Raw genomic sequence first — 23,578 nt, 5'->3', positions numbered from 1 at the left:
CTTGTCGCCCGGCCGGAGAGCCGACGACCGGGCCGGTTCGCACCGCACGTCAGGGCCCGCCGGTGACCGGCGGGCCCTTGTCGTACCCGGTCAGGGTCGGGTGGAGCGGCGGCGCAGGAACAGGCCGGCGGCGAGGGCGGCGAGCAGCGCCAGGCCGCCTACCGCCCAGAGCCAACCCCGGCCGGCGTCGTCGGTGCCGGCAGCGGCAACCGGGGCGGGCGACGAGGACGTGGGCGCCGGGCTGCTCGCCGTCGGGACGACGGTGGCCGACGGGGACGGGACGACGGTGGCCGACGGCGACGGGGGCGCGGCGGCGGTGCCGGTGGTGAGGGTGAACCGGACCGTCCCCTTGATCGGGTGCCCGTCGCTGGAGGGCAACTGGTACCCGACGATGTAGAGGCCGGCCGCGCCCGGGGAGAACGGCACGCTGACCCGGCTGCCGGAGAAGGTCGGCGCACCACCGGTGGCCGGGACGTTGTCCGGTCCGACCACTGTGATCTTCGTCTTGCCCGGATCCAGTTTGGCCAGGAAGCGCAGCTCGACCTTGGCCGGCGCGGTGGCGACCCGGGCCCCGTCGGCCGGATTGCTGCCGGTCAGCGAGTTGTGTGCGTACGCCGGCGTCGCCGGGAGCAGCGACACCCCGAGCGCCACGCCGACAAGCAGTGGCACCGCCCGCCCCGGTCGTGGGAACCTGCCCCCCATGAAGCCCTCCGCAAAGGTACGATCCGCCCGCTGATCACGCGGCTGCCGTTTAGTCGTTCCGGGATCGCAGATAGTTCCACATATTGTTCTCAGAGCTGCATCCGGGCGATGTTCCATGGAGTCTATGAGGTGGGGCCGGCGCTGCCGGTCGACTACCGACGTCGACCGACCCGCACGTGACCTGCAGCACAGCCATCCATCGAACGGGGCGAGGAGGCGGCGATGGTCGAACGGGTGAGGCGGCTGCTCGGAGTGGCAGCCCTGGTGGCGGCGGTGGTACTGACCACCGGCCCGGCCGCGCAGGCGGCCGGGGCGCACCGGGCCGCACCGAAGACACCCCCCGCCGGAGTGGACATCACCGGCGACGGGCTGACCGAGCCGTTGCGCCTGCGGACGAACACCGCCCCGACCCAGGTGGTCGCGGTCATCGACCAGGTCAGCTGGTTCGGCCGCACCGGCGAGGCCAAGGGCCCCAAGCCGGCCGACCTCGGTCCGAAGTACACGATCGTGGTGCTCGCCGGGGACGTACCCAAGCAGACGTACGACCTCTACCCGCTGGCCAAGGGCGGTCCCCGGGCCTACCGGCCGGCCAAGCAGCCCGACCAGCGCAAGACCGCCGCCGGTTGGTTCCTCGGCCGGCTCAACATGTCCGAGACGCTGCGCGCCGCCGGGGTGCCGCTGGAGCGGCGGATCGACACGGTCACCGGGGGCGTGGGTGGCGGCGAGCGGGTGCTCCCGGAGGACGCCCTGAACCCGGGCCGGGACATCGACGACGCCATCGCCGAACTCCAGCGGTTGCTGCTGCTCAACGTCGGCGTGATGCTGGTGATCACCGTCGGCCTGGCAGGCATCGCCCTGCTGGTCCGCCGCCGCACCCGCTGAGGTCAGCCCTCCCGCGCCACCCCGTCACCCACGCCGACGGCCGACACGGCGTCAGACGGTCAGCACCAGCGGTGCGGCGGGCGTTGGACGCGTTGCGGACGCCGACCGGGACGCACCGGGCCGTGCCGATGGGCACCGGCCCACCCGGCCAGGTCGCTGCGGCAGGCGCGGGTCGGTGCGTCCGGCTGCCCGACCGGGCCGGGTTCCACGGCTGCCGGGCGGGACGCCGGCCCGTCTGCTGTCTCGGCGCTGCGCTGGCGGGGCAGCGCCGGCTCGTCCTCGGCCCGCTCGGACGCCCGACAGACCTGCTCCGTCGACAGCCGGCGGTGCGGTCGCGCCGACCCCGGCTGGTCGTGGTGGCCCGGCCGGCAGGGCTCGCCCTGGGCGCAGCCGTGTTCGGCCTCCCCGTGCGCCATCCCGGTCTCCTCACACTCGCGTCGCGCGCCGGGACGGCACCCCGGCGCGGCAGTGCCACCGTACTGGCCGACACCGACGCGTCGTGCAGCGCGTACCCCCGGTGTCAGGACTTCGGTCGACGCGGGAAGATCGTCTCCCAGACCGGGAACGCGATCAGCCAGATCAGCAGCCCGACGGTGAGGTTGCGGATCCAGTCCGACAGTTCCCGGGTGCGGTCGGCACCGACGACGGCGATCGCGGCGGCGAGCAGGGCACACGCGACGGCCCAGCCGAGCAGTGCCTTCCCCCACTCCCGCCACTCGTACCGGGTCCGCGCCCAGCCGTGCCGGGGTGGCTTCACCGGCGGTGGGCCGCCCGCGAATCGGTACGCGAACCGCTGGTCCGCCCACCGGATCAGGGAGTGGCCGAACGCCACCGAAAAGCCGAGGTAGATGGCGGCCAGCCCGTGGGTGGCGTCCGCGGTGGCCCCCCGGCGCAGGTCCACCGCCGCCGCGACCAGCAGCACGAGGTCGACCAGCGGGACGCAGAGCAGCAACGCCGCGCCCAGGCCGGGCCGCCGCAGCGGGTACCGGGCGACCAGCCCGGCGGCGAGCAGCACCCAGAACCCGATCTCGCACCCGATGATGACCGCCAGCAGCATTCCTGACCTCCCCGTTCCGCTCCAGCGTGCCCGGGTGGGCCGGCGGTCACCTCACCGGCGGGGACGAGTTCCGGGTCCATCCTTCGACGGACCGAGGACCCGGCGTACCCCCTTCGGTGGAGGCCGGGCCGACGGCGTCCTCCGCAGGTCGGAGGGGAGCGGTCGCGCAGTGTGGTGGGATCGGGACCATGCGGATGCCGGGCTGGGCCGGCTCCGGCCGGCCGGGACGCGACCTGGCCCTGGCCGGGGCGTCGTTCGTCGGCGGCCTGGCGGTCTACGGCGTCGGCATGCAACCCCAGTTCCCCTGGGCGCCAGACGTGCCGAGGGTGTCCTTCCTGCTGCCGCTGCTGGCGGTGAGCGTGGCCGTCGGGCTGCGCCGGGTGGCGACCCGGACCGGCCTGGCGGTGGGCACCGTGGCGATGCTGGCCGACGCCGCGCTCGGCGTCTCGGTGGGCAGCACCGTGATCTACACCCAGGTGTTGTACGACTCGTGCGTGCACGGTCCGCCCCCGCTGCGGCGCTGGCTGCTGCGGTGCGCCGTCGGGGTCAGCGTCGGCAGCACGGCGGTCGGCCTGCTGGTGTGGGGCTGGCGGGGCGGTGCCGTCGGGGTGCCGTTCGCGCTGCTCGGCCTGCTGCCGGTGGTCACCGGGATCAGCGTGCGGCAGTACCGGGACCAGGCCGCGGCCGAGCGCGCCCGCGCCGAACAGACCGCCCGGTTGGTCGAGCTGGACCGGCGGCAGGCGGTGCTGGCCGAACGGGCCAGGATGGCCCGCGAGCTGCACGACGTGGTGGCGAACCACCTCAGCGCGGTGGCCCTGCACGCCACCGCCGTGCTGTCCGCGCCCGGGTTGGACCGGCCCCGGGTCGAGGCGGCGCTGCGGGTGATCCGGGAGAGCAGCGTGCAGGGGCTGGCCGAGATGCGGCAGCTCATCGGGCTGCTGCGGGAGCCGACCGCCGACCCGGCGCAGGAGGCCACCCGGGTACGCCTGGACGAGTTGGACCGGCTGCTGGCCCGGATGGCCGGTGCCGGCCTACGGGTCCACGCCACGGTCGAGGGCCAGCCTCGACCACTGCCGGTCGGGGTCGACCTGGCGGCGTACCGGATCGTGCAGGAGTCGTTGACCAACGCGCTGCGCCACGGTACGGGCACGGCGGAGCTGACCGTGGCGTACCGGCCTGCGGAGGTGGTGGTGACGGTGGAGAATCCGGTCCGGGCCGGCACGGACGGTGCCGGGCCGACAGCTGACGTGGCCGGTCGGGTCGCCGACCTGCCGGCCGGGGGCGCCGGGCTGATCGGGATGCGGGAGCGGGCCGCTCTGCTCGACGGGGAGTTCACCGGCGGCCCCGGGGCGGTCGGTGGCGGGTCCGGGCGATGCTGCCCACCGGGGCGCTGCCGTGACCGCCCCGGTACGGGTCGTGCTGGCCGACGACCAGGACGCGGTGCGGGCCGGCCTGGTGCTGATCCTGGCCGGGGCGCCGGAGATCGAGGTGGTGGGTGAGGCGGCCGACGGGGAGACGGCGGTCCGGCTCTGCCAGGAGCTACGCCCGGACGTCGCGGTGCTGGACATCCGGATGCCCCGGCTGGACGGGGTGTCGGCGACCCGGGAGATCGTCGCCGCCGGCACCGCCGACGTCCTGGTGCTGACCACCTTCGACCTCGACGAGTACGTCTTCGGTGCGCTGCGCGCCGGGGCGGCGGGCTTCCTGCTCAAGGACACCGATGCCGCCGGGCTGGTGGCCGCGGTGCGGGCGGTGGCCCGGGGCGAGGGGGTGATCGCCCCGGGCCTGACCCGGCGGCTGATCTCGGCCTTCGCGGCGACCGCACCGGGCGTCACCGGGGCGGACCGGGCCGCCGTGGCCGCGTTGACCCCCCGGGAGCGGGACGTGCTGGCCTGCCTGGGCATCGGCCTGTCCAACCAGCAGATCGCGGTACGGCTGGCGGTGGCGGAGAGCACCGCCAAGACCCACGTCAGTCGAATCCTGGCGAAGTTGACGCTCCGCAGCCGGGTGCAGGCGGCGATCCTGGCCCAGGAACTGGCGCTGCCCGTGCCGCCGCCGTGACCAGCGGACGAAGACGCGCCATTAATAGAGATTCGTCTATTGATCGACCGTCGGGGCGGTCGTAGGCTGCTGCTCAGCACCGTGACTTCCCGGTCAGCGCCTGTCGTCCGACGCCGTACCGGCCGGAGATCCGCTGGATCGGAGGAATGGTCATGATGGCGTCCAGGCGGTCCGTCCTGACGGCGAGCGGAATCATCGCCGGCACCACTCTCGTCGCCTTCGGCATGACCACGGTCGCCGCCGGCACGCCGGCCACGGCCACCGTGGCGGGCGGGTGCACCGCCACCGCCAGGGTCGACTCCCGGTGGGGCAGCGGCGCCACCGGCGGGCAGATCGTCACCTTCACCGTCGCCAACACCGCGGCGACGACCGCCCGCCACTGGACCGTCACCTGGCCACTCGCCGACGGCCAGCGGATCGTGTCGTCCTGGAACACCTCCCTCGACACGACCGGCGGCACCGCGACCGCGACCGACGCGCCCTACAACGGGGTGCTGGCCCCGGGCGCGTCGACCACCTTCGGCGTCCAGCTCGCCGGCCCCGCGTCGACGCCGACGCCGAGCTGCGTCAACGACGCCGCCCCGCCGACCACCGCCAGTCCCCCGAGCGGTGCCGACGTCACGGTCCGGGAGACCGACAACCAGCGCACGGTCACCCTGCTCGTCGGGCAGACCCTGGGGGTGGTCCTGGCGGCCGACTACCTGCCGCCCACGCTCGCCGGGCCGACGCTCACCCCCGTCTCGACCAGCGGCGGCTACCCGACCGGGCAACCCCTCGTCGCGACCTTCCGCGCCGTGACGCCCGGCACCGCCGACCTGACCAGCCGGACCGACCACGCCTGCCGGCACGCCACACCGCCGTGCGCCCTGCCCACCGTCCTGTGGGCGGTGCACGTCTCCGTCATCGACCTGCCGCCGACCGGGTCCGGGCAGACCGTCGTCGTCACCGCGCCCGACAACCAGCGCGACCTCACGCTGCGCGTCGGTGACACCCTCGTGGTGAGCCTGGCCAGCAACTACCAGCCCCCGACGGTCACCCCCGACGGGGTCGTCGTGCCACACGACGTGACCGGCGGCTACCCGACCGGCCAGCCGCTCGTCGCCCGCTACCTGGCGACCACCCCGGGGCAGGCCGACGTCGCCACCGTCACCGACAACCTCTGCCGACACCAACCCACGCCCTGCCCGTCCCCCCAGGTGCGCTGGGTGGTCCACGTCACCGTCACGGCCTGAACCCCGCCGCTGCCGGCACCCCGAGCCCCACCCCGGACCGCGACCCGCCGCCGTTCCGCGCCCCCGTGACCCGGACCGCGACCCGGCACGCGCCTCGGCGGCGGCCCGCAACCCGGACCGGCCCGGGACGGGTGGACCGGAGCCGGCGGCGTGTCCCTGCTCAGGGCGTGTCAGGCTGGAGCGGTGAGCGAACCGGGTGGGATGGAGCTGACGGCCACCCTGCGCCGCATCGAACGGGCGGCGGGGGCGCTGGCGACGGCCAGCGTGGTCCGGATGGACGAGAGCCTGCCCTGGTTCCGCGAGCTGCCGGCCGACCAACGCTCCTGGGTGATGCTGGTGGCACAGGCCGGCGCCCGGTCCCTGGTGGAGTGGCTGGGCTCCGGCGGCGGCACCACGGACAGTAGCCAGGAGGTGTCCGACGAGGTGTTCGCCGCCGCGCCGCTGGCCCTGGCCCGGTCGATCAGCCTCCAGCAGACGGTGGCGCTGGTCAAGGTGACCATCGACGTGGTCGAGGAGCAGGTGTCGCACCTGGCCGCGCCCGGTGAGGAGCAGCAGCTGCGCGAGGCGGTGCTGCGCTTCTCCCGGGAGATCGCCTTCGCCGCCGCCCGGGTCTATGCCCGCGCCGCCGAGTCCCGTGGCTCCTGGGACGCCCGGTTGCAGGCACTGCTGGTCGACGCCCTGCTGCGCGGCGACTCGCCCGACGTGCTGGCCAGTCGGGCCGCCGCGCTGGGCTGGGCGGACGCGCCGCCGGTGGCGGTGGCGGTGGGCCGGTCCCCCGGTGGGGAGGTGGCCGCCGTGCTGCACACCGTCTACCGGCACGCCCGCCGGATCGGGGTGGAGGTGATCGGCGGCGTGCACGGCGACCGGCTGGTCATCGTGCTCGGTGGCGCAGCCGACCCGATGACCGCCACCGAGAAGCTGCTTCCCGCGTTCGGCGAGGGTCCGGTGGTGGTCGGTCCCGCCGTACCCAGTCTGGACGAGGCGACGGACTCGGCGCGGGCGGCGCTGGCCGGCTACCGGGCGGCACCCGCCTGGCCGACCGCGCCCCGGCCGGTGCCGGCGGCCGACCTGCTGCCCGAGCGGGCCCTCGCCGGGGACGCCGAGGCCCGTCGCCGGCTGCGCCACGACGTGTACGCCACCCTGGTACGCGCGGGTGGGGAGCTGCTGGAGACGTTGGACGCCTTCTTCGCCGCCGGCGGGACGCTGGAGAGCGCGGCGCGGGCACTCTTTGTCCATCCGAACACGGTGCGTTACCGACTGCGCCGGATCGCCGAGGTGACCGGATTCTCACCGCTGACCCCCCGGGACGCGTTCGCCCTCCAGGTGGCGCTGACGGTGGGCCGGCTCGACCCGATCGTCCCGGCCGGCGTTCCCGGGCCGAACCAGAAATGACTCGGGGTGACCGGCGCACCGAGCTGTAGGCAGACGATCACCGCCGATATTTGTGGGAAACCTCCAATAGTTCTAGTGCGGTTTGGTGTCAGCCCGCACAGCGCTACCCCGGGGTATCGGGGAGAGTCATAGACGTGCTCGCCGTCCTCTCCCCCGGCCAGGGTTCCCAGAAACCCGGCTTCCTGACACCCTGGCTCGCCCTCGGCGGTGCCGAGTCACGGCTGCGCTGGTGGTCGGCGCTGACCGGGGTCGACCTGGTACGGCTCGGCACCGAGGCGGACGCCGACGAGATCCGGGACACCGCCCGCACCCAGCCGCTGCTGGTGGCTTCGGCCCTGCTGGCGGCCGAGCAGTTGCCCCTGCACGACGTGAACCTGGTCGCCGGGCACAGCGTCGGCGAGCTGGCCGCCGCCGCGCTGGCCGGGGTGCTCTCCGCCGAGACGGCGATCGCCCTCGCCGGGGTACGCGGCCGGGAGATGGCCGCCGCCTGCGCCCTGGAACCGACCGGGATGGCCGCCGTGCTCGGCGGCGACCCGGACGAGGTGCTCGCCGCCCTGGCCACCCACGGCCTGCACCCCGCCAACCGCAACGGTGGCGGTCAGGTGGTCGCCGCCGGTGCGCTCGACGCGCTGGACAAGCTCGCCGCCGAACCCCCGGCGAAGGCCCGGATCGTCCGACTCAAGGTCGCCGGGGCGTTCCACACCCCGTACATGGGCACCGCCGAGCAGGCACTGGCCGCCGTCGCCGCCGGGATCACCCCGTCGGCCCCGGCCCGGATCCTGCTCTCCGACCTCGACGGCGCTCCCGTCCAGCACGGCCGGGAACTGGTCCAACGGCTGGTCCGGCAGGTCACCGCGCCGGTGCGGTGGGACCTGTGCATGCGTACGCTGGCCGACCTGGGGGTCACCGGCGTGCTCGAACTCCCCCCGGCCGGCACCCTCGCCGGGCTGGTCAAGCGGGAGCTCAGGGCCACCGGCAAACCGGAGATCGTCACCCTGAACACCCCCGACGACCTGCCCGCCGCCCGGGACCTGATCGCCCGGCACAGCGGCCCGCCCGGTCACCGGCCGGCACCCCGGTCCCGGGTGGTCGTCGCCCCCGCTGTCGGCGTCTTCACCCCGGCGAAGGGCCTCACCGAGGGCACCGGCCTGTGCACCGGCGAGGTGCTCGGGCACGTGGCCACCCGGCAGGGGCCGGTCGAGGTGACCGCCCACGACAGCGGCCCGCTCACCGAGTGGCTCGCCCACCACGACGACCCGGTCGCGCCGGGCCAACCCATCGCCCGCATCGGAGGCCAGGCATGAGCGGCAGTCGGATCCTCGCCCTCGGGCACTACCAACCTTCCCGGGTGGTGACCAACGACGACATCGCCCAGTTCGTCGACACCAACGACGAGTGGATCCGGGACCGGGTCGGCATCGCCAGCCGGCGGATCGCCGACGGCGAGACGGTCTCCGACATGGCCACCGCCGCGGCCGGCAAGGCGCTGGCCAACTCGGGCCTCACCGCCGCCGACATCGACCTGGTGGTGGTCGCCACCTGCACCTCGATCGACCGCAGCCCGAACGTGGCCTGCCGGGTCGCCGCCAAGCTGGGCATCACCGCCCCCGGCGCGTTCGACCTGAACACCGCGTGCTCCGGTTTCGCCTACGCCCTGGGCACCGTCGACCACGCGATCCGGGCCGGGGCGTCGCGCAACGCGATCGTCATCGGCGCCGAGAAGCTCTCCGACTTCGTCGACTGGACCGACCGCTCGACCTGCATCATCTTCGCCGACGGCGCCGGCGCGGCGGTGGTCACCGCCACCACCGGCGACGAGCCGGCCGGGATCGGACCGGTGGTGTGGGGTTCCGCACCGGACAAGAGCGACGCGGTACGCATCGAAGGCTGGCGGCCGTACATCGCGCAGGAAGGGCAGTCGGTGTTCCGCTGGGCCACCACCGCGCTGGCCCCGCTGGCCCTCCAGGCCTGCGAGCGGGCCGGCGTCGACCCGTCGGAGCTGGCCGCGTTCGTGCCGCACCAGGCCAACTCGCGGATCATCGACGGCATCGCCAAGCGGCTGAACATCCCGCAGGCGATCATCGCCAAGGACATCGTCGAGTCCGGCAACACCTCGGCGGCGAGCGTGCCGCTGGCCCTGTCCAAGCTGGTCGAGCGGCGGGAGGTGCCCTCGGGCGCCCCGGTGCTGCTGTTCGGCTTCGGCGGCGGGCTGACCTACGCAGGTCAGGTCGTTCGCTGCCCCTGAAGACCCGCCGCGGTCGGCGACCGCGGCGCGCCGCCATCCGGCGGAGAACAAACCCCGATGAGAGGAACCAACCGCAATGACCCGTGACGAGATCACCTCCGGCCTCGCCGAGATCCTCGAAGAGGTCGCCGGGGTGAACCCGGACGACGTGGCCGAGGGGAAGTCCTTCACCGACGACCTCGACGTCGACTCGCTCTCCATGGTGGAGGTCGTGGTCGCCGCCGAGGAGAAGTTCGGCGTCAAGATCCCGGACAACGAGGTGCAGAACCTGAAGACCGTCGGGGACGCCGTCAGCTTCATCGAGGCGCAGTCCTGATATGAGTCGCGTCGACGTCGTCGTCACCGGGCTCGGCGCGACCACCCCGCTGGGCGGGGACGTCGCGTCGACCTGGGACGCCATGCTCGCCGGCCGCTCCGGGGTGGGTCCGCTCACCCAGGAGTGGGCCGGCCAGCTCCCGGTCCGGATCGCCGCCCGGCTCGCGGTCGACCCGGCCGAGGTGCTGGACCGGGTCAAGCTGCGCCGGCTGGACCGCTCCGAGGCGATCGCGCTCATCGCGGCGCAGCAGGCCTGGGCGGACTCCGGGCTCGCCGACTCCGGGCTGGACCCGGAGCGGTTGGGGGCCAGCGTCGGCTCGGGCATCGGCGGTGCCCTGACCCTGCTCGCCCAGGACGACATCCTGGAGGCGTCCGGCCCGCGCCGGGTTTCCCCGCACACCATCCCGATGCTGATGCCGAACGGCCCCGCCGCCTGGGTGGGGTTGGAGCTGGGCGCGCAGGCCGGGGTGCACTCGGTGGCGAGCGCCTGTGCGACCGGCGCGGAGGCGATCGCCCTCGGCCTGGACATGATCCGCGCCGGCCGGGCCGACGTGGTGGTGGCCGGCGGCACCGAGGCGGTCATCCACCCGCTGCCGATCGCCGGGTTCAGCTCCATGCGGGCCATGTCGACCCGCAACGACGAGCCGGAGCGGGCCTCCCGCCCGTGGGACAAGGGCCGGGACGGCTTCGTCCTCGGCGAGGGCGCCGGCATCCTGGTGCTGGAGCGGGCCGACCACGCCGTCGCCCGGGGCGCCCACATCTACGCCCGGCTCGCCGGTGCGGGCATCACCTCCGACGGGTACGACATCGTCCAGCCGCACCCGGAGGGGGCCGGCGCGATCCGGGCCATCGCCAAGGCGATCGCCGACGCCGGCGTGGCGAAGTCCGACATCGTGCACGTCAACGCGCACGCCACCTCGACCCCGGTGGGCGACCTCGCCGAAATCAAGGCGCTGCACCGGGCGCTCGGTGACCATCCGGTGCTGACCGCCACCAAGTCGATGACCGGGCACCTGCTCGGCGCGGCCGGCGCGTTGGAGTCGATCGCCACCATCCTGACCATCCGCGACAGCGTCATCCCGCCGACGATCAACCTGGACGACCCGGACGACGGTCTCGACCTGGAGGTGGCCGCCAACAAGGTCCGCCACCTGGACGTCCCCGCCGCCCTGAACAACTCGTTCGGCTTCGGCGGCCACAACGTGGCCCTCGTCTTCACCCGCCCCTGAACGACGGAAGGGGCCCCGGCCGGGGCCCCTTCGTTCGCCGGGTCACGCCCGTCCGACCGCGGCCCGCGTCCGGCCTGCGCAGCCCGCCGCGTCACGGTCGGCAGGCAGTTCCTACCGCTGCGTGGCGACCGCTGGACGCCGCTCCCAGCATCCGGTCGTGACCAGCGCGTTCATCTGATACCACCCGATCGGTAATTCACGGGAAATCACTGGTACCTAGCTTTCCCGCATGCCTCACACAGCGCATTCACAGTCGACGCCGGAGAACGGCGAGGACCACACAGCGACAGTTTTCGACGATTGTGGCCGGCCCGCTCCCGCGCATCTGCTCGGTCGGCGCACGCTGCTCGCCGCCGCCGGCGCCGCCACCGTCGCACCGCTCGCGTTCGCCGCTCCGGCCGCTGCCTCCCCCGGGCCGCACCGGCCCGGCCGACAGCCGGGCTGGCGACCGGAGCGGGGACACTACCTGATCAAGGGCGCGGCGTTGGTCTCCGTCGACCCCGTCATCGGCAACCAGGCCAAGGCCGACATCGAGGTGAAGGACGGACGGATCGTCCAGGTCGGCCCAGGACTGAAGGCGCGTGGCGCGCGGGTCATCGACGCGTCGAAGATGATTGCGATGCCCGGTTTCGTGGAATCGCACTATCACATGTGGAGTGCGCTCGGCCGCAATTTCGTCTCCACTGGATTCGAGTACTTCGCGGCGAAGTCGGCCACGGTCGCCGCCTATCAACCGGACGATTTCTACCACAGCGTGCTACTCGGGCTGGTCGAGTGCGCGAGCGCCGGCATCACCACCGTCAACAACTGGTCGCACAACGTACGCGGACCGGAGTACGCCGACGCGGAGCTGCACGCCCACGCCGACGGCCTGGTCCGGGCGCGCTACTCGTACGGGCACCGGGACGGCCAGCCGGCCACCCAGCCGATCGACTTCGCCGACATCGACCGGGTCTCGTCGACGTGGTTCGGCCGGAAGTCGCCGTTCGACGGGTTGGTGCACCTCGGGGTGAACCTGCGCGGGCCGGGCCAAATGCCGACCTTCCTGGCCGAGATGGCGGAGGTCACCAAGCGGAAACTCCCGGTCTCGGTGCACTCCGGGCAGGGGCCGACGACCGCCGTGCACGCCGCCGACCTGGAACGGATGGGCTTCCTCGGGCCGGACTTCCTGCTCTGCCACGCCCTGCCGTTCGACGAGGCGGACCGGCAGGCGATGGTACGGACGAAGGCCCCGGTCAGCTTCTCCGTCCACTCCGAACTGCGGCTCGGCACGGCCGGTGGCTTCCACGGCCAGCTCCTGCGGATGCTGGCCGCCGGGATCACCGTCTCGTTGTCGTTCGACGCCAGCTCGCTCGCCCCGATCAACATGTTCGAGTCGATGAACGTGGCATGGAACCTGGGCATCCCGTGGGTGGACACGGACACCGCCGCACTGCCGCCCGTGGTGTTCCGGCAGGCGATCGAGATGGCCACCATCAACGGCGCGAAGGCGCTGGGCCTCGCCGGGGTGACCGGGTCGATCACCCCCGGCAAGCGGGCCGACATCGTCCTGATCCGGGCGGACGACCTGAACATCGCCCCGATCGGTGACCTGGAGTCGACGGTGGTCCGCTCGGCCACCACGGCCAACATCGACACCGTCCTCATCGACGGCCGGATCGTGAAGCAGAACCGGGTCATGGTCAGCCACGACGCCGGCAAGGTGGTACGCAACGCCGCGGCGGCGGCACACGCCGTCCGTACCCGGGCCGGTGGCGTCCTCACCCCGACCAGCCCCACCCCGCCCAGGTTCTGACCCGCCCGCCACGCATCCGGTCGCCGTCCGGGTGCGCGGCGCGGTCGGCCGACCCGTGACCGGGTGCGGCCGTCGAGCGCCCGGCAGGGCAGCACGGCCGACCGCCGTCGGCTAGCATCCGTCGGCCGCCACACCGGCGGTGAGAACTCAGACGGGGACCGAAACCGATGATCCGACGTACGGCCGCGCTGGCCGCGCTCACCCTCACCCTGACCACCGGCTGCGCCAGGGCCACGACGGAGCAGGCGACGCCCCCGCCGTCGGCCGGCCCGACCGCCGCGCCGGTCGCCGCCGGCCCGCCCTGGTACGACGACGTCGCCCCGGCCACCGCCGCCACCACGGTCGGCCCCGAGGGCAGCGCCTGCCAGCTGGCGATGACCTTCTCGGTACCGGCCCAGTGGAAGGTCGAGGCGGTGACGGCCGGAAGGGAGGAGTTCACCCTCGGCCCGGCCGTGCCGGTCTGCGAGATCGACGCGAAGCCGGCCGGGCACATCGGCTTCCTACGCATCTGGCAGATCGAGGCGGCCACCCCGCTCAGCCCGCAGGAGGCTGTGGACAAGTACCTCGCCGCGTTCGACGGCCCGAAGGAGCAGCAGTACCGGAAGACCAAGGCCGGCCCGCTGGACGCGTTCGAGGCCACCTGGACGGAGGAGGGCGAACGCAAGCGGGCGCTGCTGGTGTCCACCGGGTCCGGCAGGCTGATGGTCACCCTCGGTGGCCTGGACACCGAGGAGTTCGAGGCGATGCTGCCGGCCTACCAGCTGGCGAAGTCGAGCGTCCACCTGCCGAAGTGAGTCCGGCGTGCGTCCGGCCCGCCCCCTTCGCGGGCCGGACGCACGGACCGACCGGTCAGCGGGGTGCCGGCACCGCCTCGAGGGCCAGGGTGACCGCGCCGAGCAGCGCCGCGTCGTCGGCGAAACGGGACAGCACCACCTCCGGCCGGTGCGGCAGCACCTCGGCCAGCCGGTCGACGAGCAGCCCCCGGATCAGCGTGCTGCCGGCCACCCCGCCGACCAGCACCACCCGCTGGGGGTCGAGCAGCAGGCAGCAGGTGACCAGGTGGCGGGCCAGCTCGTCGACCCGGGCGGTGAGCGCGTCCCGGGCCGTCCCGGGCAGCTCGGCGGCAGCGGCCAGGCCGGCCGCGTCCCCGGCCACCCCCAGCTCGGCGGCGAGCCGGTCCAGCGCCCGGCCGGAGAAGTCCAGCTCCAGCATGGTGCCGGGCCACGGGCCGCCGGCCACCGCGTAGCCGATCTCACCGGCCGCGCCCCGGTGACCGGCGAGGACTGCGCCGCCCACCGTGACGGCCGCCGCCACGCCGGTGCCGATGCCCACGACCAGCCCGGGGTCGGCGTCCCGCAGCGCACCGAGCCGCAGCTCGGCCAGGGCGGCGGCGTTGAGGTCGTTGTCCACCGCCACCCGGGCCACGCCGAGGGCGTCGGAGACGGCGTCGGCCAGTCGCAACCGCTCCCAGCCGGGCACGTTGGGGGCCAGGTCGATGCCGTCCGGGCGCACCACCCCGGGCGAGGCCACCCCGGCCGCCGCGAGCGGCCCGCCCACCTCGGCGACCAGTTCGGCGGCAAGCGCCAGGGCCCGGTCGAGCGCCTGCGGGGCACCGCGTTCGGCGTGCGTGGCGATCCGCCGGTGGGTGAGCAACCGACCGGCCCCGTCGGCCACCCCGACCGCCATCTTGGTCCCGCCGAAGTCGATGCCGAGCAGCAGCTCGTCGGTGTGGGTGCCGGTGGCTGCCCGGCCGGCCAACCGTACGCTCACCGGTTCCACCATCCCGTCACCACCGTGCCCGCCGGCCGGACCCGGGACGAGGTCCCGCCTGCCGGACGGGAACGCGGACGGACACCGGATCGCCCACTCGGCGCGCTCACCGGCCGGCCACCTCGGCGGCGACCGTGTCCAGCGCCTCGTCGGCGCGGGCCAACCGGCTGCGGGTCGCGGCGAGGCGGTCGGCGACGCCGGTGAACGCGACCCGCAGGGTGCCGACCTGGGCGCGGACCGCGGCGGCCCCCGGCCCGTCCACCTGCGCCCGGTCGAGCACCAGGTCGGGCTTCACGGCGGCGGCGATCAGGTCGGCTACGGCGGCGTCGGTCAGCCGGTCGGTGAGCCCGTCGGCGGCGGCCCGGACGGCCTCGGTGGTCCAGGTGTCCGGCGCGCCGGCCCGGACCAGCCGGCCGACCACCGAGTGGGCGGCCCGGAACGGCACCCCGTGCCGGGTCAACGCGTCGGCCGCCGCGGTGGTGGTGGCACCGGACGCGACGATCTCCTCCCGGCTGGGCGGGTTCAACGGCTCCAGCTCGGCGAGGAAGCCGCCGACCAGGGCGAAGAACCGGTCCGCCCGGTCGTTGCTGTCCCAGAGCCGGACCTGCACGTCGGTGGTGGCGTTGTTGGAGTCCTCCCACCAGGCGGCCCCGACGTTGTTGAGCACCGACGCGGCGTCGGCGGCGCTCGCGCCGGCCATCGACACCAGGTGCTCCAGCACCACCGGGTTGCGCTTCTGCGGCATGATGCTGCTGCCCTGGGTGAAGTCGCCGGGGGTGGCGACCCACTGCCAGGTCAGCCAGTCCATCAGGGTCCGGGCCAGCCGGGCCCCGGTGGCCAGGGCCTGCGCGTTGAGGGTGCCGACCCGGACCAGGTGGTCGGCTCCGGCGACCGCCTCGTACGAGTTGGTGACCAGGCCGTCGAAGCCGAGCAGCTCGGCCACCCGGGCCGGGGCGATGTCCAGGTCGGTGCCGGCGAACGCGCAGGAGCCCAGCGGCGAGACGTTGAGCTGGTCGATCAGGTCGGCGTACGCGGCGGCCTCGCCGGCCAGCGCCTCGGCGTAACCGGCCAGGGCGTGCCCGATGGTGGTGGGCTGGGCGGGCCGGCGGTGGGTGTAACCGGTGATCACCACGTCGGCGTAGCGGTCGGCGGCGTCCAGCGCGGTCCGGCCGGTGGCCAGCACCCGGTCCAGCACGTCGAGCAGTTGGCCGCGCAGCAGCATCCGGAACACCCCGGCGTCCAGGTCGTTGCGGCTGCGGGCCATCTGCACGTCCAGTTCGGACGTGGGGATACCGCACGCCTCGGCGAGCTTCTTCTCCACCAGGTAGTAGGTGTCCTCGAAGGTGCCGTCGAACGCCGGCGCGGGGGCGGTGTCGGCGCGCAGCGCGGCCAGCCCGCGCAGCAGCCGGGCGCCCCGTTCGGCGGGTACCAGCCCCTGCTCGGTCAGCATCACCACGTGCGCCTGGCTGGCGCGGACCATCGCCGGATACAGGTGGCCGACGTGGTGGTCGTAGGTGGGGGCCAGGTGGTGCCGCTGGTAGGTGGTCAGCTCGCTCATGGCGGTTCCTTACTTCCTTCCGGGCCGGGGCGCGGCGCGACGGCCGGGCCCCGGGTTCTCGGCTGGTCGGTCGGTCAGGCCGAGCAGCCGTTCGGCGTTACCGGCGAAGATCGCGCGGAGGTGGTCGTCGGGCATCCCCAGCTCGCGGCAGACCCGCAGCTGGTCGTCGAGGTAGCGGGTGACGTAGCCGCGCGGGAACCACGACGAGTCGCTGCCGTACACGATGCGCTGCGGGCCGATCGTCTCGTAGCAGCGGCGGAAGAGGTCCTCCAGCGTCAGCTTGTACGGCATCCAGCGCACCCACTGGTTGGAGCCGGAGGTGTCGACGTGGATGTTGGGGCAGCCCCAGGCGGCGAAGAAGAGATCCTGCACGTGCTGGACGCCGAAGTGCGGCACCACCACGGTCAGCTCGGGGAAGCGGCGGGCCATCCGGGCCAGCTCGTCGGGGGTGCCGTACCGGCCGAAGGTCAGGCCGCCGGCGCTGCCGTAGTGGCCGATGTGGATCAGCACCGGCACACCGAGGCGTTGCGCGGTGGACCAGAGCGGGTCCAGGTCGGTGTGGTCCAACGGGCCGCGCAGCAGCGGGGCGAACAGCTTCAGCCCGCGCAGGCCCCGTTCGGTCACCGCGCGTTCCAGCTCGGCGGCGGCCCCCGGCCCGTACGGGTCGTGGTGGGCGAAGCCGAGCAGCAGGTCCGGGTGACGGTCGACCACGTCGGCGACCGTGTCGTTGCCGCCGCCGGTGACGAAGACCGCCCGGCGTACGTCGACCGCGCGCAGCTCCTCGGCCCAGCGGTCGGCCTCGTCCTGCCACCGCAGCGCGGGGGGTTCGGGGTCGGGGAAGCTCCATGCCTGCCGCCATGCTTTCGCGTACGGGGCGGAGCCGGCGGCGCGGACGGCCCGCTCGTGTTCTCCGCCCGGGTGCATCCCGGCGGCGTCCTCGCAGGCGTGGATCGTCTCGTCGGTGCCGATCCGGAAGTGCAGGTGGAAGTCGACGATGTCGAGTCCCCGGTCCGCGCTCATGCCGCTCCCCCGTTCGTCCCGCCCGCCGTCGGGCCGGGGAGCGGGTCGGCGGTGGGTGGGGCCGGCGGTGGGGCGGCCACCCAGGCGGCGACGATCTCCCGTAGCCGCTCACCGGCCGTGGCGCGGACCTGGCGGCCGGCCGCCTCGGAGGCCAGCGAGATGTGCCCCGACCAGCCCTGCCACGGGTCGGGCCGGGACTCGACCAGCACGTACGGGTGGCCGACCGGCAGCTTCGGCTTCGGCGGCAGGTCGGCCACGGCGTCGAGCCGGACCGCGCCGGGATCGAACCCGAGCACCCCGGAGGTCTCGTACGCGCCACCGTGCCCACGGGCGGTCAACGGCCCGTACAGCTCGGTGGTCTCCGCCGGGGTGACCAGTTGGAACCAGTTGACCAGCAGCAGGCTGGCGGTACGCCGGCCGGAGACCCACTCCATCGCGGCCCGGACGGTCGACATGTTGGCGTCGTGGCCGTTGACGATCAGCAGCCGGGTGAAGCCGGCGGCGACGATCCCCTCGATCACGTCGGCGAGGTAGCCGACGGCGATCTCCGGTCGGATCGACACCGTCCCCGGCCAGGGTCGGGTCTGCCCCGGGCAGGCCGCGTACGGCACGGCCGGGAAGAGCACTCCGCGTGGCCCGGGGGAGCCGGTGGTCGTATCCCCGGAGAAGCCGGCGACCGACGCGGCCCCGCCGGCCCCGCTACCGACGGCGGCCTCGGCGGCCGGGCTGACAGTGCCGTCGGCTTCGGCGGCCGGGCTGCCGGGACCGCCGGCTTCGGCGGCGAAGCCCTCGGCCAGGATCAGGTCGGTGCCCAGCGGCAGGTGCGGGCCGTGCCACTCGACGGCGCCGACGGGCAGCACCGCGTAGTCCGCCGCCGCGGCGACGGCGGCCAGCTCACCGCCGGGAATCCGGGCGGCGGGCAGCAGCCCGCCGCCGGTCGGCCAGGTCACGCCGTCCACTTCGCCGCCTCCCGGGTGGCCCGGCCGCCGTTCTGCAGGCGACCGGAGAACACCATCACCACGAAGATCAGCACCACCTGGAGCATGCCGTAGGCGGCGGCGGTACCGACCTCGAACGAGTACATCCGGTTGTTGATCTCGACCGAGATGGGTGCGGTCTCCGAGGTGTAGATCAGCACCGAGGCGACGAACTCACCGACCCCGTTGACGAAGGCGAGCAACGCGCCGGCCAGCACGCCCGGCAGCATCAGCCGCAGGGTGACCGTGCCGAACGCCCGCCACCAGGGGGCCCCGAGGTTGCGGGCGGCCTCCTCCAGCGACGGGTCGATCTGGGCCAGCGTCGCCGAGCTGGACCGGAACACCAGCGGCAGGAACCGCACGAAATAGGCCAGCGGCATGATCCAGAAGGTGCCGATCAGCACCTGGCCGAAGCTGAACGCGTTGCCGGTGCTGAACGCGGAGATCAGGTTGATCGCCACCACCGTGCCGGGCAGCGCCCAGGCCAGCATGACCGCGACGTCGAGCAGCCCCCGCCCCCGGAAGTCGAGCCGGCGCACCGCGTACGCGATCAGCACGCCGACCAGCACGCAGCCGATCGTGGCGAGCACGCTCATCCGCAACGAGTTGAGGATCGGCCGGTACGCCTCGGGGTCCGAGAAGATCGTGACGAAGTTCTGCACGGTGTACGACGACGGAATCACCTCGGTGGTCCACGAGCCGTCCTTCGAGAAGGCGACCAGCGCGATGGTCGCCACCGGGGCGAGCAGGACCAGGGTGGCCAGCACCGAGGCGGTCAGCGCCAGCCACCTGCCGAACGGGTTGCTGATCTCGCGGCGGTGCGACGCGACGCCCTTGGACTGGGAGCGGTAGCTGCGCCGCCCCTCGTACCAGCGCATGCCGAGCAGGAACAGCACCGAGGCCACCGCGAGCACCGACGCGTAGGTGGAGGCCATCGGCAGGTCGCCGTTGGTGCGGTTGATGTAGATCTGCATGGTCATCGTCCGGTCCACCCCGAACAGCAACGGCGCGGTGTACGACGCCAGCGACGTCATGAAGACCAGCAGCGACGCGGAGACCAGCGCCGGGGTGAGCATCGGCAGCAGCACCGTGCGCCAGACCCGGACCCGACCGGCGCCCAGGTTGTAGGCCGCCTCCTCCACCGACGGGTCCATCCCGACCAGGGCGGCGGACGCCGCGAGGTAGAAGAACGGGTACATGGTGAAGGTGTGCACCACCAGCACCCCGCCGATGCCGGTGAACGGCAGCACCGGGTTCTCGGTGCCGAGCAGGTGTTGCAGGCCGCGCGGCAGGATGCCGGTCTCGCTGTAGAGCAGCTGGAACGAGATCGCCCCGATCAGCGGCGGCAGCGCCGCCGGCACCAGGATGATCGCCTCGATCAGCCGGCGACCGGGGAAGGAGAAGCGCTTGAGCAGGAAGGCCATCGCCACGCCGACGATCCCGCAGAGCAGCACGCTGGCCGCCGAGATCATCAACGAGGTGAGCAGCGCCGACCGGGCCACGCCGGTGCCGGTGAGGAACTCACCGTAGTTGGCCACCCCGTCCACCCCGACGCTCTCGGCGAAGGTGGCGAACATCGGCTGCACCACGTAGCCGAAGAGGATCAGCACCAGCGGAAAGACCAGCAGGTACGGGAACCAGGGCGAGTTGGCGTTGAGGCCACGCCGGGGGCGCTCGGCGGGCGGCGGGGTCGGGTCCTTCGTCACCGGCGCGACGGTGGCCGGGCTCGGCGTGGCGGGAATGGTGCTCATGGGCGCACCACCCACATCCGCTGCCGGTTCAGCCGCAGCCCGATCTGGTCGCCGACGGCGATTCCGGCCGGGACGTCGATCGCGGCGACCTGCACCGGCTCGCCGGCCACCTCGACGACGAGGTTGGTGGCCATCCCGGTGAACTCCACCTCGGTCACCCGGCCGGTGAGCGCGCCGGCCTCGGTGGCCGAGGTGAGCCCGAGGTGCTCGGGTCGTACCGAGACCAGGGCGGTGTCCCCGGTGCGCAGGCCGTGCCCGGTGGGGGCGGTCACCTCGGTCTCGCTGCCGTCGGGCAGCCCCACGGTGACCGTCTCCGCCGTGGCGGTGACCACCGGCAGGTCGAGCACGTTGCTGCGGCCGATGAACCGGGCCACGAAGGCCGTCGCCGGGCGGTGGTAGATCTCCTGCGGTGCGCCGATCTGCCGTACCCGGCCGGACTCCATGACGGCGATCCGGTCGGACATCGCCATCGCCTCGGCCTGGTCGTGGGTGACGTAGATGGCGGTGGTGCCGGCCTCCTGCTGGATCCGCCGGATCTCCACCCGGGTCTCCTCGCGCAGCTTGGCGTCGAGGTTGGACAGCGGCTCGTCGAGCAGCAGGGTACGCGGCCGGATGACCAGGGCACGGGCCAGCGCCACCCGCTGCTGCTGGCCGCCGGAGAGCTGGTCGATCCGGCGGTCGCCGTAGCCGGCGAGGTGGACCTGACCGAGCGCTTCGGTGATCCGGCGGGCGGATTCGGCCCGACCCACCTTGCGGATCTTCAGCCCGTACGCGACGTTCTGCGCGACGGACATGTGCGGGAAGAGGGCGTAGTTCTGGAACACCATGCCGGTGTCGCGCTTGTTCGGCGGCCGGTGGGTGACGTCCTCGGTGCCGAACCGGATCCGCCCCGAGGTGGGGAAGTAGAACCCGGCCACCATCCGCAGGGTGGTGGTCTTGCCGCAGCCGCTCGGGCCTAGCAGGGTGAAGAACTCCCCCGCGGCGATGCTGATGTCGACGTCGTCGACGGCCGCGGTGTCGCCGGCACGCGCGAAGCGCTTGCTCACCGACTCCAGCGTGACATCGATCATGATGTCCTCTCCTTCATCCGGTACCGGACCTGGCCGGGCGGGCGGTGTTGCGGGACCGGGCCCGTGGGCACGGGGACGGGTGGCGGGGTCCGGACGAGCCGTCGCCCCGCGGGCGGAACGGGCGGTGCCGGGGGGCGGAACGGGCGGTGCCGGGGGCGGGACGGCCCCCGGCACCCGATCGGGTCAGCCCTTGTTCTTGATCTGGCTGTTCCAGTGGTTGATCCACTCGGTCTCGTTCTTGCCGATCACGTCCCAGTTGACGTCGAGCGGCTTCAGGTTGAGCTGGGCCAGCCACTCCGGCTGCTCGGCGATCTCGATGGCCGGGATCTGGTAGTAGTCCTTGGCCAGGTCGGCGCGGAGGGCGTCGTCGAAGAGGAACTCGATGAACTTCTGCGCGCCGGTGCTGTTGCCACCCTTGACCGCGGCCAGGCCGTCGACCAGCACGGGGGCGCCCGAGGCCGGCATCACGTAACCGAAGGGCATGTTGGACTGGTTGGCCTGGAGCAGGATGTCCTGAAGGTTCCAGGCGCTGAGGGTGCCCTGCTGGCGGGAGAGCTTGAGGTAGAGGTCGGCCGGGTTGGCCGCGTACGCGCCGGTGTTGGCGTCCAGCTTCTTGAGCCAGTCGTAGCCGGGCTGCGGGTTGCTGCCGTCCGGCGACTGCCGCATGATCATCGCGGCGTAGATCGACCGCATGGTGCCCGAGGCGGCCACGTCCCGGATGACGATCTTGTCTTTCCACTCCGGCTTCAGCAGGTCGTCCCAGTCCTTCGGGGCCTGCTCCGCGGTGAGCGCCTTGTTGTTGTACATGATGACCTCGGGCAGCAGGATCTCACCGAACCAGCGCCCCTCGGCGTCCTTGTACTTGGCGTCCATCTTGCCGGCGAAGGCGGGCTGCCAGGCGGTGAGCAGGTCCTCGCCGGCGCCGGACGCCAGCCCCTGCTGGGTGCCGCCCCACCAGACGTCGGCCTGCGGGTTGGCCTTCTCGGCCCGGACCCGCTCCAGGATCTCCTGGGCGCCCAGGTTGAGGATCTCCACCTTCCCCTTGTACTCGGGGTACTTGGCGGTGAACTTGTCCACGACGAAGGTGGAGACCTTCTTGTCGCGGGCGGTGTAGATCGTCAGCTTCTCCGTCTCACCGGCGGCCGTGTCGTCCGAGCCGCCGCCGCAGGCGGTGCCGGCGGCGAGGACTGTGGCGAGCGCTCCGGCAAGGAAGAGTCGACGTCTCATGGGGTACCTCCGAGGGATGTGGGGGAACTGGGTTCGTTCGGGCAGGAAGGTCAGGGGGCCGGCAGCAGGGTGGGCAGCCCGGCGGCAGCGGCGGACAGGGCGTAGCTGACCGCGCCGTGCAGCACGGCCCGGTCGCCGAGCACGGCCCGGCGTACCTCGGTGGTGCTCGGCGCGGCGGCGCTGACCAGGCCCTGGAGCCGGTCGACGGTGGCGTCGTCGAGTTCGGCGGCGGCACCGCTGAGCAGCACCCGGCCGGGGTCGATCACGCAGACACAGGAGACGATCAGCCGGGACCAGGCGTGCAGCAGCTCGTCGAGGTAGTCGGCGGCGCGCGGGTCGGTGGCAGCCAGCTCGACCAGCGCCCGTACCGGTGAGTCGGGGCGTCGGCCGGGGGCCAGCGCGACCACCCGCTCGGCGATCGCGTTCTCCGACCAGCGCGCCTCGAACGGGCCGATCCCGTCGTGTCCCCGGTCGGCCGGGTCCAGCGGCAGGAAGCCGACCTCGCCGGCCGCGCCCCGGGCACCCCGGCGGACCTGACCGTCGAGCACCAGACCCGCCCCGATGCCGTCGGCGACGTGCAGCAGCAGCAGGTCGGCGACGTCCGTGCCGGCCCCGGCCGCGTGTTCACCGGCCGCCATCAGGTTGACGTCGTTGTCCACCACCACCGGCACCCGGAGCCGCCGCTGGACCGACTCCCCTATCGGGCGACCCTCGACCAGGCCGACCGAGGGGGCGAGCCGGACCGCGCCGCCGGAGATGACACCGGGCGCGGCGATGGCCACCCCGCGCAGCGCGGGCAGACCCTCCCCGGCCAGCTCCGGCACCGAACGGCAGATGGTGTCGACGATGTCGCCGGCGAGCCGTACCGCGCGGTGGGCGACCACCGCGCCGTCGCTGTCGGCGATCTCGCAGCTGATCCGGGACGGCTCCAGCGACACGGCGGCGACCAGTTCGGCCCGGGGGTTGAACTCCAGCATCGCCCGGGGTCGGCCGGCCCGCGAGGCGCCCGGCCCCCGCTCGATGAGGTACCCCTCGGCGATCAGGTCGCGCACGAGCGGGGTGAGCGTGGCGGGACTCAGGCCGGTGAGCTCGGTCAGCTCGGCCCGGGAGAGCACCCGGACCTGGCGGGCGGTGGAGATCACGGAAAGCCGCTTGATCTCCTTCGACCGCTCCCGGCTCACCGGGCTCGTTGGTGGCGTCACCACGTCTGTCACACTTCCTTCCTACGGCGAACGAATTAAAGAGTCAAGTAACGAATCCGTCTCGGTCCCCCCGACGCGGGGGCCTGGAGCAGC

21 protein-coding genes and 1 pseudogene are annotated in these 23,578 nt (G+C 73.5%); 11 read left to right on the top strand and 11 right to left on the bottom strand.

The window, feature by feature from the left end; translation table 11 throughout:
- Positions 1-90: 90 nt before the first annotated feature.
- Positions 91-702, bottom strand: a complete 612-nt coding sequence (locus ACIG87_RS21475; protein WP_396852636.1) for a copper resistance protein CopC — start codon at positions 700-702, stop codon at positions 91-93.
- A 222-nt stretch (positions 703-924) separates the two neighbouring features.
- On the opposite strand from ACIG87_RS21475, the gene ACIG87_RS21470 reads away from it, so the two are divergent.
- On the top strand, positions 925-1,584 hold the full coding sequence (locus tag ACIG87_RS21470) for a hypothetical protein (RefSeq protein ID WP_396852635.1): 660 nt from the start codon (positions 925-927) through the stop codon (positions 1,582-1,584).
- A 59-nt stretch (positions 1,585-1,643) separates the two neighbouring features.
- Here the strand turns inward: ACIG87_RS21470 and ACIG87_RS21465 are convergent, their stop codons facing one another.
- Positions 1,644-2,000 carry a hypothetical protein gene (locus tag ACIG87_RS21465; RefSeq protein ID WP_396852634.1) on the bottom strand — a complete coding sequence of 119 codons (357 nt, stop codon included), beginning with the start codon at positions 1,998-2,000 and terminating at the stop codon, positions 1,644-1,646.
- 104 nt (positions 2,001-2,104) lie between these two features.
- Positions 2,105-2,641: a hypothetical protein gene (locus ACIG87_RS21460; RefSeq protein WP_396852633.1), complete on the bottom strand. Its 537-nt coding sequence runs from the start codon at positions 2,639-2,641 to the stop codon at positions 2,105-2,107.
- Positions 2,642-2,829: 188 nt separating this feature from the next.
- Between ACIG87_RS21460 and ACIG87_RS21455 the strand changes: the two genes are divergently transcribed.
- From ACIG87_RS21455 to ACIG87_RS21410, 10 genes and pseudogenes are all read left to right on the top strand, one after another.
- Positions 2,830-4,140 carry a sensor histidine kinase gene (locus ACIG87_RS21455; RefSeq protein ID WP_396852632.1) on the top strand — a complete coding sequence of 437 codons (1,311 nt, stop codon included), beginning with the start codon at positions 2,830-2,832 and terminating at the stop codon, positions 4,138-4,140.
- Positions 4,037-4,702, top strand: coding sequence for a response regulator (locus ACIG87_RS21450; protein ID WP_396852630.1), 666 nt, complete (start codon positions 4,037-4,039; stop codon positions 4,700-4,702). Before ACIG87_RS21455 ends, ACIG87_RS21450 begins: the two co-directional genes overlap by 104 nt.
- Before the next feature lie 152 nt (positions 4,703-4,854).
- Entirely contained in the window at positions 4,855-5,934 is a 1,080-nt protein-coding gene (locus ACIG87_RS21445) for a cellulose binding domain-containing protein (RefSeq protein ID WP_396852629.1), read from the top strand.
- Between the two features lie 201 nt (positions 5,935-6,135).
- A pseudogene (locus ACIG87_RS21440) lies at positions 6,136-7,355 on the top strand (PucR family transcriptional regulator).
- A gap of 105 nt (positions 7,356-7,460) precedes the next feature.
- A complete protein-coding gene (locus ACIG87_RS21435; RefSeq protein WP_396852627.1) occupies positions 7,461-8,630 on the top strand; it encodes an ACP S-malonyltransferase in 1,170 nt (389 codons plus the stop codon).
- Positions 8,627-9,571 (top strand): beta-ketoacyl-ACP synthase III, encoded by a 945-nt coding sequence (locus tag ACIG87_RS21430; protein ID WP_396852626.1) that lies wholly within the window; start codon positions 8,627-8,629, stop codon positions 9,569-9,571. Before ACIG87_RS21435 ends, ACIG87_RS21430 begins: the two co-directional genes overlap by 4 nt.
- 76 nt (positions 9,572-9,647) lie before the next feature.
- Entirely contained in the window at positions 9,648-9,887 is a 240-nt protein-coding gene (locus ACIG87_RS21425) for an acyl carrier protein (RefSeq protein WP_067313076.1), read from the top strand.
- A 1-nt stretch (position 9,888) separates the two neighbouring features.
- Complete coding sequence (gene fabF / locus ACIG87_RS21420) at positions 9,889-11,115, top strand: beta-ketoacyl-ACP synthase II (RefSeq protein ID WP_396852624.1); 1,227 nt, start codon at positions 9,889-9,891, stop codon at positions 11,113-11,115.
- A gap of 229 nt (positions 11,116-11,344) precedes the next feature.
- On the top strand, positions 11,345-12,910 hold the full coding sequence (locus ACIG87_RS21415) for an amidohydrolase family protein (protein ID WP_396852622.1): 1,566 nt from the start codon (positions 11,345-11,347) through the stop codon (positions 12,908-12,910).
- 167 nt (positions 12,911-13,077) lie between these two features.
- On the top strand, positions 13,078-13,704 hold the full coding sequence (locus ACIG87_RS21410; RefSeq protein WP_396852620.1) for a lipoprotein: 627 nt from the start codon (positions 13,078-13,080) through the stop codon (positions 13,702-13,704).
- Positions 13,705-13,759: 55 nt separating this feature from the next.
- Here ACIG87_RS21410 and ACIG87_RS21405 read toward each other — a convergent pair whose 3' ends face one another.
- The 8 genes from ACIG87_RS21405 to ACIG87_RS21370 form a co-directional block, all read right to left on the bottom strand.
- The gene (locus ACIG87_RS21405) at positions 13,760-14,680 is read right to left on the bottom strand and encodes an ROK family protein (RefSeq protein WP_396852618.1); all 921 of its coding nucleotides are present in this window, start codon (positions 14,678-14,680) and stop codon (positions 13,760-13,762) included.
- Between the two features lie 106 nt (positions 14,681-14,786).
- Complete coding sequence (locus ACIG87_RS21400) at positions 14,787-16,238, bottom strand: lyase family protein (RefSeq protein WP_396852617.1); 1,452 nt, start codon at positions 16,236-16,238, stop codon at positions 14,787-14,789.
- 9 nt (positions 16,239-16,247) lie between these two features.
- Positions 16,248-17,258 carry an amidohydrolase family protein gene (locus tag ACIG87_RS21395; RefSeq protein ID WP_396852616.1) on the bottom strand — a complete coding sequence of 337 codons (1,011 nt, stop codon included), beginning with the start codon at positions 17,256-17,258 and terminating at the stop codon, positions 16,248-16,250.
- Positions 17,255-18,208: a creatininase family protein gene (locus ACIG87_RS21390; RefSeq protein WP_396852615.1), complete on the bottom strand. Its 954-nt coding sequence runs from the start codon at positions 18,206-18,208 to the stop codon at positions 17,255-17,257. The genes ACIG87_RS21395 and ACIG87_RS21390 overlap by 4 nt, the downstream gene beginning before the upstream one ends.
- A complete protein-coding gene (locus ACIG87_RS21385) occupies positions 18,205-19,986 on the bottom strand; it encodes an ABC transporter permease (RefSeq protein ID WP_396852614.1) in 1,782 nt (593 codons plus the stop codon). Before ACIG87_RS21385 ends, ACIG87_RS21390 begins: the two co-directional genes overlap by 4 nt.
- Positions 19,983-21,056 carry an ABC transporter ATP-binding protein gene (locus ACIG87_RS21380; RefSeq protein WP_396852612.1) on the bottom strand — a complete coding sequence of 358 codons (1,074 nt, stop codon included), beginning with the start codon at positions 21,054-21,056 and terminating at the stop codon, positions 19,983-19,985. Before ACIG87_RS21380 ends, ACIG87_RS21385 begins: the two co-directional genes overlap by 4 nt.
- 183 nt (positions 21,057-21,239) lie before the next feature.
- A complete protein-coding gene (locus tag ACIG87_RS21375; RefSeq protein WP_396852610.1) occupies positions 21,240-22,283 on the bottom strand; it encodes an extracellular solute-binding protein in 1,044 nt (347 codons plus the stop codon).
- 50 nt (positions 22,284-22,333) lie between these two features.
- Positions 22,334-23,497 (bottom strand): ROK family protein, encoded by a 1,164-nt coding sequence (locus ACIG87_RS21370; protein ID WP_396852609.1) that lies wholly within the window; start codon positions 23,495-23,497, stop codon positions 22,334-22,336.
- Between the last annotated feature and the right edge of the window lie 81 nt (positions 23,498-23,578).

The organism is Micromonospora sp. NPDC051925 (genome assembly GCF_044548625.1).
In the GTDB taxonomy this organism is placed as follows: Bacteria; Actinomycetota; Actinomycetes; order Mycobacteriales; family Micromonosporaceae; genus Micromonospora.
The sequence above is the reverse complement of the archived record's forward strand: the minus strand, read 5'-3'. Positions and strand labels throughout refer to the sequence as shown.